Annotated in this window: 14 protein-coding genes; 11 read left to right on the forward strand and 3 right to left on the reverse strand. The window is 60.5% G+C overall.

What is annotated here, in order from left to right; translation table 11 throughout:
- A partial coding sequence (gene psbA / locus ACGVKB_RS03820; protein ID WP_392349955.1) for a photosystem II q(b) protein occupies window positions 1-899 on the reverse strand: 899 nt, incomplete at its 3' end.
- Between the two features lie 142 nt (window positions 900-1,041).
- A complete protein-coding gene (locus ACGVKB_RS03825) occupies window positions 1,042-2,370 on the reverse strand; it encodes a DUF697 domain-containing protein (protein WP_392349956.1) in 1,329 nt (442 codons plus the stop codon).
- A 120-nt stretch (window positions 2,371-2,490) separates the two neighbouring features.
- On the opposite strand from ACGVKB_RS03825, the gene ACGVKB_RS03830 reads away from it, so the two are divergent.
- The 5 genes from ACGVKB_RS03830 (at window position 2,491) to ACGVKB_RS03850 (ending at window position 6,426) form a co-directional block, all read left to right on the forward strand.
- On the forward strand, window positions 2,491-3,417 hold the full coding sequence (locus ACGVKB_RS03830; protein ID WP_392349957.1) for a cation diffusion facilitator family transporter: 927 nt from the start codon (window positions 2,491-2,493) through the stop codon (window positions 3,415-3,417).
- Window positions 3,410-3,937, forward strand: coding sequence for a hypothetical protein (locus ACGVKB_RS03835; protein ID WP_392349958.1), 528 nt, complete (start codon window positions 3,410-3,412; stop codon window positions 3,935-3,937). The genes ACGVKB_RS03830 and ACGVKB_RS03835 overlap by 8 nt, the downstream gene beginning before the upstream one ends.
- A 17-nt stretch (window positions 3,938-3,954) precedes the next feature.
- Window positions 3,955-4,509, forward strand: coding sequence for a hypothetical protein (locus ACGVKB_RS03840; protein ID WP_392349959.1), 555 nt, complete (start codon window positions 3,955-3,957; stop codon window positions 4,507-4,509).
- Between the two features lie 3 nt (window positions 4,510-4,512).
- Complete coding sequence (trpS, locus tag ACGVKB_RS03845; protein ID WP_392349960.1) at window positions 4,513-5,526, forward strand: tryptophan--tRNA ligase; 1,014 nt, start codon at window positions 4,513-4,515, stop codon at window positions 5,524-5,526.
- Window positions 5,527-5,760: 234 nt separating this feature from the next.
- Window positions 5,761-6,426, forward strand: coding sequence for a muramidase (locus ACGVKB_RS03850; RefSeq protein ID WP_392349961.1), 666 nt, complete (start codon window positions 5,761-5,763; stop codon window positions 6,424-6,426).
- Between the two features lie 6 nt (window positions 6,427-6,432).
- Here ACGVKB_RS03850 and ACGVKB_RS03855 read toward each other — a convergent pair whose 3' ends face one another.
- Window positions 6,433-6,750: a DUF2605 family protein gene (locus tag ACGVKB_RS03855; protein ID WP_392349962.1), complete on the reverse strand. Its 318-nt coding sequence runs from the start codon at window positions 6,748-6,750 to the stop codon at window positions 6,433-6,435.
- Between the two features lie 50 nt (window positions 6,751-6,800).
- Between ACGVKB_RS03855 and thrS the strand changes: the two genes are divergently transcribed.
- Genes thrS through ACGVKB_RS03885 form a run of 6 tightly spaced genes read left to right on the forward strand, consistent with a single transcriptional unit; the run spans window position 6,801 to window position 14,794 of the window.
- Entirely contained in the window at window positions 6,801-8,606 is a 1,806-nt protein-coding gene (gene thrS, locus ACGVKB_RS03860; RefSeq protein ID WP_392349963.1) for a threonine--tRNA ligase, read from the forward strand.
- Between the two features lie 5 nt (window positions 8,607-8,611).
- Window positions 8,612-9,004, forward strand: coding sequence for a DUF1824 family protein (locus ACGVKB_RS03865; RefSeq protein WP_392349964.1), 393 nt, complete (start codon window positions 8,612-8,614; stop codon window positions 9,002-9,004).
- A gap of 56 nt (window positions 9,005-9,060) precedes the next feature.
- On the forward strand, window positions 9,061-10,095 hold the full coding sequence (gene glk / locus ACGVKB_RS03870) for a glucokinase (RefSeq protein WP_392349965.1): 1,035 nt from the start codon (window positions 9,061-9,063) through the stop codon (window positions 10,093-10,095).
- Between the two features lie 14 nt (window positions 10,096-10,109).
- Window positions 10,110-11,057 carry a homoserine kinase gene (gene thrB / locus ACGVKB_RS03875; RefSeq protein ID WP_392349966.1) on the forward strand — a complete coding sequence of 316 codons (948 nt, stop codon included), beginning with the start codon at window positions 10,110-10,112 and terminating at the stop codon, window positions 11,055-11,057.
- 57 nt (window positions 11,058-11,114) lie between these two features.
- A complete protein-coding gene (locus tag ACGVKB_RS03880) occupies window positions 11,115-12,686 on the forward strand; it encodes an NAD(P)H-quinone oxidoreductase subunit 4 (protein WP_392349967.1) in 1,572 nt (523 codons plus the stop codon).
- Window positions 12,687-12,691: 5 nt separating this feature from the next.
- Entirely contained in the window at window positions 12,692-14,794 is a 2,103-nt protein-coding gene (locus tag ACGVKB_RS03885) for a M3 family metallopeptidase (protein ID WP_392349968.1), read from the forward strand.
- Window position 14,795: the final 1 nt, after the last annotated feature.

Here is a 14,795-nt window from a genome sequence, read left to right on the forward strand (position 1 = left end):
TTGAAGCCATTGAGGTTAAAGGCCATGGTGCTGACGCCCATGGACGTGAACCAAATGCCGACAACAGGCCAGGCGCCCAGGAAGAAGTGAAGGCTACGGCTGTTGTTGAAGGAGGCGTATTGGAAGATCAGGCGACCGAAGTAACCGTGGGCAGCCACGATGTTGTAGGTCTCTTCTTCTTGGCCGAACTTGTAGCCGTAGTTCTGGGACTCGGTCTCGGTGGTTTCACGCACCAAAGAAGAGGTCACCAGGGAGCCGTGCATGGCGGAGAACAAGCTGCCGCCGAAAACACCTGCGACGCCCAGCATGTGGAAGGGGTGCATCAGGATGTTGTGCTCGGCCTGGAACACCAACATGAAGTTGAAGGTGCCAGAGATGCCCAGGGGCATGCCGTCAGAGAAGGAGCCCTGACCGAAGGGGTAAACCAAGAACACTGCGAAAGCAGCCGACAGCGGAGCGCTGTAGGCGACGCAGATCCAGGGGCGCATGCCCAGGCGGTAGGAGAGTTCCCACTGACGACCCATGTAGGCAGAAATGCCGATGAGGAAGTGGAAACAAACCAGCTGATAAGGACCGCCGTTGTACAGCCACTCGTCGAGTGATGCTGCTTCCCAGATGGGATAGAAGTGCAGGCCGATGGCGTTGCTGGACGGAACAACAGCACCGGAAATGATGTTGTTGCCGTAAATCAGGGAGCCAGCGACGGGCTCACGGATGCCGTCGATGTCGACGGGGGGTGCTGCGATAAACGCAATGATGAAACAGATGGTGGCCGCCAGAAGGCAAGGAATCATCAGGACACCGAACCAACCGACATAGATGCGGTTGTTGGTGTTCGTGACCCAGGAACAGAAGGCTTCCCAGTTGCTTAGGCGTCCGCTGCGAATTGCGGTGGACATGTGAGAAAAGAAGACGGATTGGCCTCACTTCCCAATAGGAAGATTGGCGGATCAAGCCTATGAACAAGGCCGCTCAATACCGCACATCTCAACACTACGAATCACTGCTCAATCAAACTTCATTAAGCAGTCCATGAAGTGTTCATGAAGTGGTGTTAAGCGCCCATTGCCTGGACTGCTGAAGGAAGGTTCCCCAGTCAACGCGCTCCTCTTCAGCCGCCTGGGCGATTAACAACGGAGCCTGCTGCTTCAGAGCCTCAAGATCCGGCTCAGCCACACCAGCATTCAAAGCCAGCCAATCGGCCATCGCACGACCCACGACTCTGGTGAGATACGCCGCGCTCAGGGCCTGCATCACACCGGCAACAAGCCAACTGCCGGCATCAAGTTTGGCCAGACCCAACAACGCCTGACTGGTCCACTCGACCACACCCTGGGCCAACGCTGCACGGGCGAGCTGTTGCGCAGCCGACTGAAGAGCCTCGCCCTTGAGCTCGGTGCCCCAGATCGCGCCCATCTCCCTGAGCATCAGTCCATTGGCCACAGCCATCGCCAACAGGTCGACACTCGGCAGCGGGGACGCCATCACACCGGCTGCGACCACCCACTGGGTGCGGCGCTGGAGTTCGCTAAAGCGGGCCCTCCGCACCAGCTCCAGTTCCTGCTGCCATTGACGATGCAGCGATGCCAACTGGCGCTGACCCGTCTCATGGAGCACCCGCTCAGGCTGTTTCAACGCCTGGCGCACAGGCATCAGCACACTGCGCAGTTGATGGACATCCCCAGACCAAAGCAAAACGCGGTTTTGCCAACGCCCAGGCAACTGCAGAGCCAGGTCGGTCTGGAGCCTATCCACATCTTGATCGGCGGGATGACGGACCAACAGCCACGCTGGACAGTCATCCGGAAGCTGCTGAAGCCACAGCAGATCCGAGGCCATCAATGGCGCATCCAAGACATAGAGAAGTCGGTCGTGGGCCATCAAGGCCTCGGGCCAGCGCCGCGACCCATCCGCCAGTTCAAGCCCGTGGGCAAACGACACATCGACGGGAGCCGTGCCGCGAAGCCCCTGAATGAGGTCGTCAGACCGAATCAAGACGTCGGTGGTCCCATGCACCAACGCGAGGCGTTGAGGACCCTCACGCTCCACAACGGACGCCAACTGCTGGGACCAGGACTCCACCCGCGCCGTTGGCCCACCCTCAAAGGCCTCAAGCTGCTGCAACACCTCACGGCAGCGCTTGATCCAGGCATCCAGGGTTTCGGGAGGCTTGAAACGGGATGGCTTCGACGGGCGCGACAGCCACCACACCCCAGCCCCAAGGCCTAACAATCCAATGCCACCGGGCCCATGCAAGAGATCGCTCACCAACCACTGTGTTGCGATCAAGCCACCGCCGACCAGTACCAGAGAACTCAGGCCCGTCGTGCGTTGAGGCAGAAGCTGGAGCAATGGAACCGGCAGTTTCAAGACGGTTGTGGACAATCAAGCGTGAGTCGTCCTAGCTCAGCTAAGCCGCTGGCACCAGCATGGGCGGTCAGCCTTGCCACTTCTCCATACCCTTCAGGAACATCACGGCAGAGCATGCTCATGGCAGCGGGACCTGATCGCGACCGGTCAGATCGACGCACGGCCGTCAGGCGCGTCCTGGTCACAGCCCTGGTGATCAACCTGGCGATGTCGCTGCTCAAACTCACTGTTGGTTTGATCAGTGGATCCCTTGCTGTGATCGCCGATGCCATGCACAGCGCGACCGATGCACTCTCCAGCCTGACGGGACTGATCACCAACCGTCTCTCCGACCCCAGACCGGACCGGGATCATCCCTACGGCCATCACAAATATGAGGGGATCGGTGCCCTTGGCATCGCTGGTTTCATCCTGTTCACAGCACTGGAAATCCTGCTCCGGGCCGGGGAACGACTGCTGGACGGTCTACCTGCGATCCGGGTGACCTCCAATGAGCTTGTGCTCCTGCTGATCGCCCTTGGTTTCAACCTGCTGTTGGCGGCCTATGAACACGACCAGGGACGACGCCTCAACAGTGCGTTGCTCAAGGCCGATGCGCAGCATGCGGCCAGCGATGTCTGGACGACCGTGGTGATTCTGATCGGGATGTCGGGAGCCCTGTTTTTCGATGTCAACTGGTTGGATGTCGCCCTGGCCATTCCCATGGCGCTTCTCCTCATCCGCGTTTGCTGGTCAGTGCTCAAACGCACATTGCCCTGGCTTGTCGACCACATCGCGATCGCCCCGGAATCGATCCACGCGGAGGCCATGCAGGTGGCCGGAGTCCTGAACTGCCATGACATCGCCAGCCGAGGGGTCCTGGGTCAGCAGGTGTTTATCGACATGCACATGATTGTGGAAGCCGATGACCTCAGAACGGCTCACCGAATCACGGAATTGGTCGAAGATCGCTTGGATCAACGCTTCGGACCGGTGCGCTGCACCATTCACTTGGAACCCAAGGACTACGTGGAACAGGAGATCACCTACAGCGGGACCCATGGCTGAGGCGACAACCAGCTCGGACCCGCTGCGTTCTCTCACAACCACACAACTCTGTGGTCTTCAGGAGATTCTGGAACGCTTCAAACAACAGCCCGTCTGGAGCTGGTCGCTTCCGGTGCTGCTTCACGAACGGTGCTGGCTACGGCTCTCCCACGTCCCGCTGCATGACCTGAACCAGGTGCTTCCCGCTGACGTCCATGAAGAGGCACCGGAACTCGCCAGCTTTCGCGCTCTTGTCGATGACGGACTGGATCCTTTAGCTGCACAGCAACGCTGCTGGCAGGACTTCGGCATGGAGGACTGCTGTCGCGCGCTGCGCCAGTACTGGAGCAGTCGCGACCAACCAGGACAGAACTGGACCTTCCGCGACTATCTCGAGCTCGTCAGCACCTATCGAACCAAGGTGGAAACAGGGCAACCGGCCATTCCCATGGTCGTTTTGCCACGTCGGAGCCAGGGTGAGGGGCACCATCTGCACTGGATCGCCGACATTTCCCCGACGATGCGTCACACTTGCGCCTGATTCCAGGCCAAGGGGCCATGAGTGATTCCTACAGCGACCCCCAACACCAAGGGGGGCAGACCGAAGGCGGTCGAGGTGGTTCAGATCGTGGCGGTCAACGCGGCGGCCGGGGTGGAAGCCGCGAAGGTGGTGGCTTCCGCATCCGACTGAGCGACAACGAAATGCGCTCCGCACGGGCCCTGCAGGAGGCCTTCAATCTGCGGTCCACCGTTGCCGTTCTCGGATTTGCCGTTCGGACCCTCGGTCAGATGCTTGAGGACGGCCAGCTGGATGAACTGGTCGCTCAACAGAAATCCCAAGCTCCCCGGGGCGGTGGTCGTCGCGATGGTGGTGGCCGAGACGGTGGAGGCCGTGGGCGTCGCTTTGATGATGATCGCCAGGGGGGTCGTGGCTCCCGTCCGGACCCCTTCGCCCGTCCAGCCAAACCCCAGCCCAGCGAGCCTGTGGCTGCGGCTGAGGCCGACAGCGTTTCTGCCGATGAGGCGAACACCGCCGAGAACACCGCTCCAGTCGAGACCGCGCCAGCGGCTGATGCCAGCGACGACAGCAAACCCGCTGACGCTGAGGGCTGATCCATGCCACGGCCTCGGGTTCTCTCCGGCGTTCAACCCACCGGGGCTCTCCACCTAGGGAACTGGTTGGGGGCCATCCGGAACTGGGTTGATCTCCAGGACACCCACGACACATTCGTGTGTGTGGTTGATCTGCATGCGATCACCGTTCCCCATGACCCGGCCAAGCTCGCCGGAGACACCCGAAGCACCGCAGCGCTGTATCTGGCCTGCGGCATGGATCCAAAACGCTGCTCTGTGTTCATCCAGAGCCAGATCGCAGCCCACAGCGAGCTGTGCTGGCTCCTGAACTGTGTCACCCCGCTGAACTGGCTGGAGCGCATGATCCAGTTCAAGGAAAAGTCCGTCAAACAGGGCGACAACGTCTCGGTGGGATTGCTGGACTATCCAGTGCTGATGGCAGCAGACATCCTTCTATATGACGCTGATCTCGTTCCCGTCGGGGAAGACCAGAAACAGCACCTCGAACTGGCAAGAGACATTGCCCAGCAACGGATCAACGCCCGTTTCGGCAGCGACGGACAACCGGTGCTCAACGTTCCGAAGCCCCTGATCCTCAAGGACGGTGCCCGGGTGATGAGCCTGACGGATGGGCGCAGCAAGATGAGCAAGAGCGATCCCAACGAAGGCAGTCGGATCACCCTGTTGGATCCACCGGAGCTGATCACCAAAAAAATCAAACGCGCCAAGACCGATCCCCAGATGGGCCTTGAGTTCGACAATCCCGAGCGGCCAGAGACCCACAATCTGCTGAGCCTCTACGCCCTCCTCAGCGGACAGGGTCGGGACGCCGCAGCGGCTGAATGCGCTGACATCGGGTGGGGCAAGTTCAAGCCAATGCTTGCTGAGGCCGCCGTTGCAGCCCTCGAGCCGATTCAGGCCCGCCATCGAGACCTGATGGAGGATCCCAATGAACTTGACAAGGTCCTCGATCAGGGGCGCCAAAACGCTGAAACCGTTGCCAATGCAACGCTGGAGCGCGTTCGCTCCGCCCTGGGCTTCAGCCCTCGTCGCTGATCAAGCAACTGGAGATCGATTAGCTGAGCTGATCAATCCCTAAGCATCCAGACCTAGACACACACGGCGACGACCAGCCACAACGACCTCTGCAACGACTCGTGTCTCACGGGTCTTAAGGCCAGCTTTGGCTTTGCTACGCACACCTTCAAGCAAACGTCAAGCCCCAAGGCAACGTTCTCGCGCAAGGGGTGTCTGGTCCAGCAACGTGACCGTCTACTCCGATTCCATTGCGTGCGTCTGTCCTTCGGTTTCCTGTCGGCTCACTCCAGCGTTGTTGGCGGTTTGGCTGCCGCAGGTCTGTTGATGTCCGTCAGCGCCGGAGCCCTCTCACCCACGAAGGTGACCTCCATTGGGGTCAAGGGTGAGACGCGTCCTGTTCACCGCGCAGAGCTCATTCGCGCTGTCAATGACGGCCCCTATGACCTCACCCCGGAACGCCGTGCTCTGCTCAACACGATCCGGTATGCCGAGGGAACTTGGAAAGACGGCACCGACCAGGGATATCAGGTGATGTACGGCGGCGGACAGTTCAGGGATCTCTCCCGCCATCCTGAGACCGTCGTGGTCAAGAAATACGCCAGTGCAGCGGCAGGTGCATACCAATTCCTTCCCGCAACATGGAAAGGAGTGGCCAAGGAACTCAACCTGAAAACCTTTGAGCCCCAACATCAAGACCAAGCTGCTCTTCACCTGATCAAACGCCGTGGTGCCCTGAAGGAAGTGGATCGCAGCGGTCTTACCAAAACCGCCATGGCCCGACTGGCGCCGGAATGGGCGTCCTTCCCCAACATCAGTGGGCGCAGTGCCTACGGCCAACCGGTGAAATCACACCAAGAACTGGCTCGCTTCTATCGCGAGAACCTGCAATCTCTGCGTCGCCAAAGCCTCTCCGCTTGATTCGAATCAACGCCGAGCTGCTGCGACCCGCGCCGACAAGCCCCAAACCTCGGTGACAAGACCATGCCAGGGCGTCATTGCGTCCATCGACACAGCCATGGGTTCCGACGCCGCAGCAACCAGCACCCTGGTCGCGGCAATCGCACGCTGGCCCTCTTGAAGGCGGTCGAGGAAACGGGCCTGTTCCGTTGGATCCATCACGGACTCAGGGCAGCAAGCCAGCAGCTCTTCTCCCCGTCGAAACCAGTGATCAAAATCATCCAGCAGTGACCCCAGAAGCTGTTCGAGCAGCTCACCGGCTTGCGGATCCGGTTGTCTATCCATCAATCAGCGCAAGGCACGCCCATAGGATGGCGGGCCCCGACCGTTGAACGTTGAGCAGCGCAGCAGCCACCACCCCTGCCCCCTCAACTCCGGTAGTCCTGCCAAAAACCAGCGAAAGCGAGCAGCTGCTGAAGATTCGCCATTCGATGAGCCATGTGATGGCCATGGCTGTGCAGAAACTCTTCCCCAACGCTCAAGTGACCATCGGCCCCTGGACCGAAACAGGGTTCTATTACGACTTCGACAATCCCGATCCCTTCACGGAAGCCGACCTGAAGGCAATCAAGAAGGAAATGGGCAAGATCATCGGCCGCAAGCTGCCGCTTGAACGGATCGAGGTCAGCCGGGAAGAGGCGCAACGACGGATCGAATCCCAGAACGAGCCCTACAAGCTGGAGATTCTTGCGGGACTTCAGGAGCCCATCACCCTGTACACGCTCGGGGATCAATGGTGGGATCTGTGCGCCGGTCCCCACGTCGACAACACCAAGGAGTTGCATCCCAAGGCCTTTGAACTTGAGAGCGTTGCTGGTGCCTACTGGCGTGGCGATGAAACCAAAGCGCAACTCCAACGCATCTACGGAACCGCCTGGGAGACCCCAGAGCAACTGGCTGAACACAAGCGCCGTAAGGAGGAAGCCCTCCGTCGCGACCACCGTCGGATCGGCAAGGATCTCGAGCTGTTCTCCATTGAGGACGAGGCCGGAGCGGGCCTGGTGTTCTGGCATCCACGCGGGGCCCGCATGCGCCTGCTCATTGAGGAGTTCTGGCGACAGGCCCATTTCGAAGGCGGCTACGAACTTCTGTACACGCCACATGTCGCTGACATCAGCCTGTGGAAGACATCGGGACACCTCGACTTCTACGCCGAGAGCATGTTTGGCCCGATGGAAGTGGATGAGCGGGAATACCAGCTCAAGCCGATGAACTGTCCGTTCCATGTGCTGACCTATGCCAGCAAACTGCGCAGCTACCGCGAACTACCGATTCGTTGGGCAGAACTGGGAACTGTTTACCGCTATGAGCGTCCGGGGGTGATGCACGGCCTGATGCGCGTTCGCGGATTCACCCAGGACGACGCCCACGTGTTCTGCCTGCCGGACCAGATCAGCGATGAAATCCTGCGCATCCTGGATCTCACCGAACGGATTCTCTCCACCTTCGACTTCAATACCTATGAGATCAACCTCTCCACGCGGCCTGAGAAATCGATCGGTGAAGACGCAGTCTGGGATCTAGCCACCAAGGGCCTGATCGAAGCTCTCGATCGGAAGGGTTGGGCCTACAAGATCGACGAAGGCGGTGGTGCTTTTTATGGCCCCAAAATTGATCTCAAAATCGAAGACGCCATCGGTCGAATGTGGCAATGCTCCACGATTCAACTGGACTTCAACCTGCCGGAACGCTTCGAGCTCGATTACGTGGCCGCCGATGGCAGCAAGCAGCGCCCGATCATGATCCACCGCGCGATCTTTGGCTCGCTGGAACGGTTCTACGGAATCATGACCGAGAACTACGCGGGTGATTTCCCGTTCTGGTTGGCTCCGGAACAGATCCGCCTGCTTCCCGTCACCGATGAGGTTCTTCCCTACGCAGAGTCGCTGCACAACCAGCTCAATGCCGCAGGTGTCCGCTCGACCATCGATCGCAGTGGCGATCGTCTGGGCAAGCTGATCCGTACCGGTGAACAGATGAAAATCCCTGTTTTGGCCGTCATCGGAGCGAAAGAGGCTGAACAAAATGCCGTCAGTATCCGCAGCCGGCGGGATGGTGATTTGGGAGTGATGGCTGTTTCGGATTTGCTCCGGGCTGGGGAACGGGCCAATGCCAACCGTCAACCGGGCCTCACCGTTTGATCCCGATGACAGACAACACCCCACCAACCCTGCAAGATCTCGCTCGCCTGCGAACGGCCCCTGAGCTCAGCCATGCGACACGCCTGAGCTTGCGTCAGCAGCTGATCGAAGCCATGTCAGCGGCCACCTGGTTCACCGTCGGCGTCATGGCCCCGTCCGCCGCTTCGGCCCTGGCGGCCTTGCGCCGTCTGGAACAGCAGCAGGGCTGGGAGCCAATGGACGTTGTGGAAAGCACCACTGACGATGGGCCGGTGTTTCTCAAGGCCAATCAAACCGGTGGTTCCATACGCATCCGGATCGAGCATGGCCTCGGAGAAGGCATCCTGATCAGCGGCCACGGCAACGACGCCAGCCAACCGTCGCAGACATGGGGGCCATTGCCACTCGACTTCTTTTAGTTGCCGATCCCCCGAGCTGACTTCAGCCTGAGAGCAGCCTGAACCGCGTTCAGCCGATGGTCGCCACAACGCTCCTTGCCGGTGACATGGGTGGCACCAAAACGTTGCTTGCCCTGTATGAGGTGCAAACCAGCGGTGTCGTTCAACGCCATCAGCGGCGGTACGTCTCCAGAGAATGGTCCTCGCTGGAGCCCATGCTCAGCGACTTCGTTCACAGTCGACCCGCTGGTGTCGCGGCACCAGTCCATGGATGCATCGCCGTTGCTGGGCCGGTACGCAACCGGCAGGCGACCATCACCAACCTCCCCTGGCAGTTGCAGGAAGACGATCTGGCGAGGGCTGCCGACATGCAGCAGCTCGAATTGGTCAATGATTTCGTCGTTCTGATTTACGGACTACCCAACTTCGATGAACACCAGCAAAGCGTTCTCCAAGCTGGATCCATGGATGCGGGAACGATGGCCATTCTCGGAGCCGGAACGGGTCTTGGCATGGCCAAGGGCCTCCAAACGCAGCATGGCCTGATCGCTCTTCCCAGCGAAGGCGGACATCGAGAGTTCGCTGCTCGCAGTGACGAGGAATGGCGACTGGCCCAATGGCTGAAAGATGACCTGAACCTGGAGCGGCTGTCCGTGGAGAGGGTCGTGAGCGGCACCGGTCTGGGGCACATCGCCCGCTGGTTGCTCCTGCAACCGGAGTCCACATCCCATCCGCTCCAGGAGCTGGCACGAACCTGGCCGCAAACGCAAACCCACGACCTTCCGGCCCAGGCCAGTGAAGCCGCCTCAAACGGGGATCCGCTGATGCAGCACGCACTCGATCTGTGGTTGTCAGCCTATGGATCTGCCGCAGGAGACCTCGCGCTGCAGGAGCTCTGCACGGGTGGGTTGTGGATTGGTGGCGGGACCGCTGCCAAACAACTGGCCGGCTTGCAGTCCGCAGCATTCCTGGACGCCTTGCGCAACAAAGGTCGTTTTGAATCCTTGATGAAGGGTCTGCAGATCACCGCGGTGATTGACCCCCAGGCGGGATTGTTCAGCGCTGCATGCCGAGCAAAGATGCTTGCGGAGTCGGGTGGGACACTGTCCTGAGTAGATCAGCAGGCATGGCGCAGCCGCGCATTGGCCAAAAAGTCGTGGTGGACGTGCCCGCCACCACCGCGAACCTTGGTCCAGGCTTCGATTGCCTTGGGGCTGCCCTTGATCTCAACAACCGATTCGCCATGCAACGGATCGAAGGGAGCGGCGAACGCTTTGAGCTGATCATCGAAGGCTCCGAGGGCACTCACCTCCGTGGAGGGCCAGACAACCTGGTGTATCGCGCCGCGCAACGGGTGTGGAAAGCAGCGGGCATTGAACCGGTTGCACTGGAAGCACGGGTTCGCCTTGCTGTCCCCCCAGCTCGGGGGTTGGGCAGCAGTGCCACAGCCATCGTCGCCGGGCTGATGGGTGCCAATGCCTTGGTCGGTGAGCCCCTGAGTAAGGAGAAACTGCTGGAATTGGCGATCGATATTGAGGGGCATCCCGACAACGTGGTTCCGTCGCTGTTGGGGGGGCTCTGCATGACGGCCAAGGCAGCCTCCCAACGCTGGCGTGTCGTGCGCTGCGAGTGGACCCACGCGGTGAAAGCTGTCGTGGCGATCCCGTCCATCCGCCTGAGTACCAGTGAGGCAAGGCGGGCCATGCCCAAAACGATCCCAGTCAGTGATGCAGTCACCAACCTTGGCGCCCTCACCCTTCTGCTGCAGGGGTTAAGAACGGGCAACGGTGATCTCATCGCCGATGGAATGCACGACCGGCTGCATGAGCCTTACCGCTGGCGGCTGATCAAAGGCGGCGAAGAGGTTCGCAAGGCAGCCATCGATGCCGGTGCCTGGGGTTGCGCCATCAGTGGCGCCGGGCCAAGCATCCTGGCGCTGTGTTCAGCGGACAAAGGCACAGCCATCAGTCGTGCCATGGTTCGAGCATGGGAGGCCGTTGGCGTCGCCAGTCGCGCACCGGTGCTGAACCTGCAGACCTCGGGAAGCCATTGGCAGACAGCTTCTCCTGAGTAGAACTACCCAAACTTGGCACTTGGGCTGATAGCTTTGTTTACAAATTTTGGGAGTGCCATGGACGCCGATCTGCCAATGCTGGCCGCGTCCACCGCAGACTTCCCTTGGCTTTCCCTGATTGTGCTGCTCCCGATCGCGGGAGCACTGCTGATGCCGCTGCTGCCGGCCAATGAGGAGCGGAATCCTGAACTGCCCCGCAACATCACCTTGGTGGTGCTGCTGGCCGATCTGATCCTGATGCTGGTGGCCTTCGCCACCCAATTCGACTCATCGTTGCCGGGACTGCAACTCGTCGAACGGATCAGTTGGGTCCCAATCATTGGTCTGGAATGGTCGCTCGGTGCAGACGGACTTTCCGCGCCACTGGTGGTTCTCAGCGGACTCGTCACGCTGTTGTCGGTGGCGGCGAGTTGGTCGGTCAAGCTCAAACCAAGGCTGTACTTCGCCTTGCTTCTGGTTCAGGCATCCGCCCAGGGCCTGGTCTTTCTCTCACAGGACTTTCTGCTGTTCTTCCTGGCCTGGGAGCTTGAGCTGGTCCCGGTTTATCTCTTAATTGCGATCTGGGGAGGACAGAACCGCCAATACGCCGCCACCAAATTCATCCTTTACACGGCGCTGGCTTCGCTGCTCATCCTGATCAGTGGCCTGGCACTGGCTCTCTCCGGCGATACCTTCACCCTCAACCTCAGTGAATTGGCCGCGCGGTCCCCGGGTGGAACCTTTGGATTGCTGTGTTACCTCGGATTCCTGATCGGCTTCGGGGTGAAGTTGCCGATGTTCCCTCTTCACACCTGGTTACCGGATGCTCACGGTGAGGCCAACGCCCCGGTCTCGATGCTTCTCGCCGGGGTGCTGCTGAAGATGGGCGGTTACGCCTTACTCCGCTTCAACGTGCAGATGCTGCCCGAAGCACACCTTCAGTTGGCACCAGCGCTGGTGATCCTGGGCATTGTCAATATCGTCTACGGCGCTCTGAACGCCTTTGCCCAGGACAACGTCAAGCGCCGCATCGCTTGCAGCTCAGTCAGCCATATGGGCTTCGTGCTGCTGGGGATCGGTGCGGTCAATGCCCTTGGCATCAGCGGCGCCATGCTTCAGATGGTGAGCCATGGTCTGATCGCCGCGGCCATGTTCTTCTTCACTGGCGTGTTTTACGAACGCACCAAGACCCTGTCGATCCCCAACATGGGCGGATTGGCCAAAGCCCTTCCCATCACCTTCGCCTTCTTCCTGGCCAGTTCTCTGGCGTCCTTGGCCTTGCCTGGAATGAGCGGATTCATCAGCGAGATCACCATCTTCCTGGGTGTGACCAGTCAGGAGAGCTTCACCTCCCTGTTCCGATCCATCACCGTGTTGCTGGCGGCCATCGGCCTCGTGCTCACACCGATCTATCTGCTCTCAATGTGCCGGCGCGTGTTCTTCGGACCGAGGATTCCCGCCTTGGCGGTGATCGAGGACATGCGTCCCCGTGAGCTGGTGATCGGACTCACCCTGCTCGTTCCCACCCTGGTGATCGGGATTTGGCCACGGGTGGCCATGGACCTCTACGAGTCATCAACGGATGCCCTGGCCGAACTGCTGAGCCAGCACAGCCTTGTGGCTCTGGCCCAACAACTGAGCATCGGTTAATCGACATGACAAACACCTCCCCCCTGCTTGCTGGCTCAGGTCTGCCCGCGTTTTCGACCATCACGCCCGCCATGGTGTCGGCGGATCTCCCTCAGCTGCTCAGCCAGCTCGAGGCAGAACTGAAGGCACTGGAACAGAACCTCGAGCAGCGGTTCGATAGCTCTGAGCCATTGCGTTGGTCGCAGGTGATGCGTCCGCTTCAGACCATCGGCGAAGCACTGCGGTGGAGCTGGGGTGTGGTGTCCCACCTCAATGGTGTTTGTAATTCCAGCGAACTGAGACAAGCCCATGCCGCCCAGCAACCGGAGGTGGTACGACTCGGCAACCGGCTCGGGCAGAGCCGTGTGATCTACAAAGCGCTCTGTCTGCTGCGCGATCGGCCCGCGGAACCGTTGAATCCGGCCCAGAGCCGGATCCTGAAGGCTGAACTGCTCTCGATGGACCAGCGCGGCGTCGGACTCGACGGCGACAAGCAGTCGGCATTCAATGCAGCCTCCGAGCGACTTGCTGAGCTCTCCACACAATTCGGCAATCACGTCCTGGATGCCACGCAGCAGTGGACCCTGCGCTTGACCGAACCCAGCGAAGTCGACGGATTGCCGGAGCGGGCGCGGGAAGCCCTGGCCGCCGCAGCCCGTGAAGCCGGTGATCCCGATGCCACGGCCGCCGCTGGCCCCTGGTTGCTGGGCCTGGACATGCCGCGTTACTTGCCATTCCTGACCCATGCCACCAACCGCACCCTGAGGGAAACCGCCTACAAGGCCCATGTCAGCCGTGCCAGTTCCGGTGAGCTCGACAACCGCGCGCTGATCGAAGAAATTCTGACGCTGCGTCAGCAGCAAGCTGAGCGACTCGGCTACAGCCACTGGGCGGACCTGAGCCTGGCCAGCAAAATGGCCGAGGATGTGCCGGCGGTGGAAGCCCTGCTGGAGGAACTGCGGGTCGCTGCCCTCCCAGCTGCACAGCAGGAATTAACTGATCTCAAAGCCTGCGCGGCCCGACAAGGCTGCTCAGAAGCCGATCAACTCGCACCGTGGGATCTGCCCTTCTGGTCAGAACGACTGCGCCAAGAACGGTTTGACCTGGACCAGGAAGCCCTGCGCCCCTGGTTCCCACTGCCACAGGTTCTCGACGGACTCTTCGGGCTGTGCAAACGCCTGTTCAAGGTGGACATTCAAGCTGCCGATGGTGAAGCACCGATCTGGCATGAGGACGTCCGCTACTTCAAGGTTTTCAGCGCCGATGGCGAGCTGATCGCAGCCTTCTATCTGGATCCCTTCAGTCGTCCGGCCAGCAAACGCGGCGGCGCCTGGATGGATGAATGCCTGGGACGACGTCGGCTCAACGATGGTGAGCTCGTGCATCCTGTGGCCTACCTGATCTGCAACCAAACACCGCCGGTCGGAGACACCCCCAGCCTGATGAGTTTCGAGGAAGTCGAAACCCTCTTCCACGAGTTTGGCCACGGCCTCCAGCACATGCTCACCACCGTGGACGAACCCGATGCCGCAGGCATCAGCAATGTCGAATGGGATGCCGTCGAACTGCCCAGCCAATTCATGGAGAACTGGTGCCTGGATCGCAGCACCCTCATGGGCATGGCGCGCCACTGGCAGACCGGTGAACCCCTCCCGGAACAGGAATTCCAGAAACTTCAACAGAGCCGAACGTTCAATGCCGGTCTGGCCACCCTGCGCCAGGTGCATTTCGCCCTGACCGATCTGAGGCTGCACAGCAGCTGGACCAAGGATCTGGGACTCACGCCCAATGGGCTGCGCTTGCAGATCGCCGAAACCACCACGGTGATGGCACCGATCCCGGAGGACCACTTCCTCTGTGCCTTCGGCCACATCTTTGCCGGCGGCTATTCCGCTGGGTACTACTCCTACAAATGGGCAGAAGTGCTCAGTGCCGATGCCTTCGCGGCCTTCGAAGAAGTGGGTCTCGACAGCGAGGACGACATTCAGGCCACGGGCGCCCGGTTCCGGGACACGGTGCTCAGCCTCGGCGGCAGTCAATCTCCAGCCGAGGTGTTCGCCGCATTCCGGGGGCGTCCAGCCAGCACCGAAGCCCTGATTCGTCACTCTGGCCTCGTGGCAGCAGCCTGAT

This window comes from Parasynechococcus sp., from assembly GCF_042954325.1.
Classification (GTDB): domain Bacteria; phylum Cyanobacteriota; class Cyanobacteriia; order PCC-6307; family Cyanobiaceae; genus Parasynechococcus.